This is a genomic window from Cupriavidus neocaledonicus, from assembly GCF_000372525.1.
GTDB classification, from domain to species: domain Bacteria; phylum Pseudomonadota; class Gammaproteobacteria; order Burkholderiales; family Burkholderiaceae; genus Cupriavidus; species Cupriavidus neocaledonicus.
Map to the genome: position 1 here is coordinate 1 of NZ_AQUR01000026.1, position 3,028 is coordinate 3,028.

Annotated in this window: 2 protein-coding genes and 2 pseudogenes; 2 read left to right on the top strand and 2 right to left on the bottom strand. The window is 62.8% G+C overall.

The features are described from left to right. Positions 1-77 precede the first annotated feature (77 nt). Positions 78-503 (top strand): annotated as a pseudogene (locus A3AG_RS32400) (transposase); the annotation flags it as partial. A 117-nt stretch (positions 504-620) separates the two neighbouring features. Here A3AG_RS32400 and A3AG_RS34395 read toward each other — a convergent pair. Together A3AG_RS34395 and A3AG_RS34400 are read right to left on the bottom strand one after the other, a co-directional pair. Further along, entirely contained in the window at positions 621-1,154 is a 534-nt protein-coding gene (locus A3AG_RS34395; protein ID WP_012354773.1) for a hypothetical protein, read from the bottom strand. Continuing rightward, positions 1,103-1,543: an AAA family ATPase gene (locus A3AG_RS34400; RefSeq protein WP_240619763.1), complete on the bottom strand. Its 441-nt coding sequence runs from the start codon at positions 1,541-1,543 to the stop codon at positions 1,103-1,105. The genes A3AG_RS34395 and A3AG_RS34400 overlap by 52 nt, the downstream gene beginning before the upstream one ends. A 213-nt stretch (positions 1,544-1,756) precedes the next feature. On the opposite strand from A3AG_RS34400, the pseudogene A3AG_RS30955 reads away from it, so the two are divergent. Further along, positions 1,757-2,842, top strand: a pseudogene (locus A3AG_RS30955) (DDE-type integrase/transposase/recombinase). Positions 2,843-3,028: the final 186 nt, after the last annotated feature.

A 3,028-nucleotide genomic window follows, 5' to 3' on the forward strand; every position in this document is an offset into this window, starting at 1 on the left:
CAGTCCAAGGTCAGTTTGTTTCATGCGCCACATGCTCGCTGGCTCGACGATTCATTGCAAGCACATCCGCCGGCTAATTGTGCAGAGCATCCTTAATTGCCGACTATATCCCTGAGAACCTGATTTGTCCATCTCGTGAAGGGTCATATGATGGCGGAGGCCGTTCAGGATGCCTCGATGTCATTCAAGAAGGCCCCTGATCAAACGCGCCCTGGTTACGAGCTGGGTCAACACCTGAGCTACCCGCCGGGCGCGCAGCGCCAGCCGGTCGGCTAATCAGCGCAGCCCAATGGCAAGCGCGCCAAGACCGTGCTAACCGAAGATGGCCGCTGCGGGTCGACATTCCGCGCGACCGCGACGGCTGCTTCGATCCGATCCTGATGCCCAAGCACCAGCGGCGCTTCACCGGGTTAAATAACAAGATCATCGCCATATATGTCCGTGGCATGACCGTGCGCCGAGATCCAAGTCTTCTGGCACATACGAACTTCACCGCCATCGCGCGAGCGGCGGAGAAGCCGTCAAGGTAAATGATGGAGCCGGAGCGAGCCGCAGGGGCGGCTCGCGGTGATGGCCATCACGCCTGTTGATCGCGATGGGGTGGATTGTTGATGGGCCTGCTAACGCCGCTGCTCACGCCGAGATTTTCGGGGCGGAGCTTGCTCGGCTAGTTGCAGTTGCGATTGGGCATGACGCCGGATCTGCACGAGGTAGTGCGATTCGACGAGCATCACAAGTTCATGGAAATAGTCCCGGACCGCTGCGGCGTCTGCGTCGGTTAGCTTGGGCAGCATTGGTCCGAGCCGGGGAAGAAAGGTCAGGTCTGTCATCGGATTCTCAGCGATTGCCGCGGCGGCTCTGGTATGCGGTATAGGTTTGAGGTAGAGCTTCTCGTCGATCTGCGACAGTTCGCATTGCGCGGCGGGGGCCAACAGTTCGCTGGCTAGGTTCATCAAGAGGCGATGGTTGCCGGCGGCGTGTTCGCCCAGGGTCTGGCGCAGCGGTTCGGTCATCAGGCTCGCGCTGCCGGCGCTGTCGAGCAAGTGGCTCCGGCATGTCTGTTCCATCGCCAGACGCGCGCGGATCCGGCTGTCCAGGGGGATCAGATGGTCGCGGGTGGATTTCTCACGCAGGCGGGCATCGCCGGCGAGCACAACGCACAGCAGCGCCGATGCCAGCAGGGCAACTCCGACAGCACCGGCGCGCTCATCCCCTGGGCTTCGTCGATCAGCAGCACGCAGCGACGGCGGCTGGCTTGCAGATGCGCCAGCCAGCGTCCGCGCTGGGCCTTGAAGCCGCCCCAGCGGTTCTGCGACTCGATCGGCACCGCAAGGATGTCGCTCAGCTCCCGGTAGAAGTCGGACAGGCTGCTTTGCGGGTGGTTAATCGAGCCCATGGAGCAACCATGGCAAAGCCGCTTCGCGTGCCAGGCCGTGCTCGATGCGCCATCGAGTTTGGGGTTCAGGAAGACCGCTTTGACGGGGATGTCCTGGGCGAAGGGATTGAACTTGAGGCCATACAAGGCCAGCAGATTTGGTTGCATCATGGCTTCGTAGGCGGAGTCGGGTCCGCCGGGCCGCCCAATTCCAGGATCGCCTCGCGGACCGGATGCGCGATCCGCTCCTGCGCATGGCGGCGGCTGTGGGTCCGCGAGCCCGCGGGCGCCTTCATTGGCGTAATGCTCGATCTACTTCCCCCGCGGCAGAATAGATGTCGCCCCGATAGAGTCTAAACCCTGGGGCGATAAGAGAGAGAAGTGGCTCGTTACGGACAAGCATTCAAGGACCGGGCGGTAGCACGGTTGTTACCGCTGGAGAGTGCGGTGGTGGAAGTGGTTTCAAGGGAATTGGGTGTGGCAGTGGCCACGCTTGAGCGCTGGCGTGCAGACGCTATGTCCATGCCCGCTCGCGAGCGGGCATGGACAGCGGCGGCAAGGTTTGAGGCGGTGCTGGCGATGGCGGCGATGGACGAGGCCAGCAAGAACGCCTGGTGCCGTGAGAACGGCGTGTATCCGCAGGAGTTGGAGCAGTGGCGCACTGCCGCCACGCAGGCGCTGGCTGAGCCAGAGGCCTGGCCAGCGAATCGAGCTTCGGTCGAGTGCTGCGCGCCCATGGGCAGACCCGGCACCGACGACGCGCCAAGGCGCCGCGCCAAAGCCGTCCGCCCACCACGCACGTGGCCACCGGGCCACGCCAACTGTGGTGCTGGGACATGCCTATTTGCCGGCCGAGGTCGCCGGGCGCTGGTTTTATCTGTATCTGATCCTGGACGTCTACAGCCGCAAGATCGTAGGTTTCGAGGTCCACGATCGCGACGATGCCGACCACGCGGCGCATCTAGTCAAACGCACGGCGCTGGCCGAGGGTATTCACGCCTTGGCGGCCAAGCCCGTGCTGCATGGTGACAACGGCGCCACGCTCAAGGCCACTACGGTGCTGGCGATGTTGTTCTGGCTGGGCGTCAAGCCTTCGTATTCGCGTCCACGGGTGAGGGACGATAACGCCTTTGTGGAGAGCCTCTTCTGCACGGCCAAGTACCGGCCGGAGTTCCCGTCCAAGGGCTTTGCCGATCTGACTGCGGCGCGTACGTGGGCGGCGCACTTTGCACTGGTACAACATGAGCACCGGCACAGCGGCATCCGCTACGTGAGCCCGGCATAGCGCCACGCCGGACAAGACACCAACATTCTGACGTTCAGGCTCGTGAGCGCAATCTGCGTCGTTGGTCACGCCACACACCAGATTGGTCGCCAATTGGGACGGTCACGCTCAACCCCGAGCGCGATGTTGTGGTGCCCAGCAGAGTCATCCCAGGCGCGGAATACCAGCGTTTGGTTGCATGAATGAGGCAACATCTACCTCGACGCGCGCCGACTTGTAGTCGGTCTCGCGCTGATGCCATAGCGCTCGCAAAGCGAGCTATTGCTGTCCGAGTGCGTATTTCGGGGCGCTTGATCAGCGATTTCGGGGGAACGTGATCACCTGTTTCGGCGGGAAGCTGCTCGCTGGTTTCGGCGGAACGTGATCAC

Excerpts from the sequence above, each read along its gene's own strand:
- A3AG_RS34400 (WP_240619763.1), bottom strand. The coding sequence starts at position 1,543 with ATGCAACCAAATCTGCTGGCCTTGTATGGCCTCAAGTTCAATCCCTTC.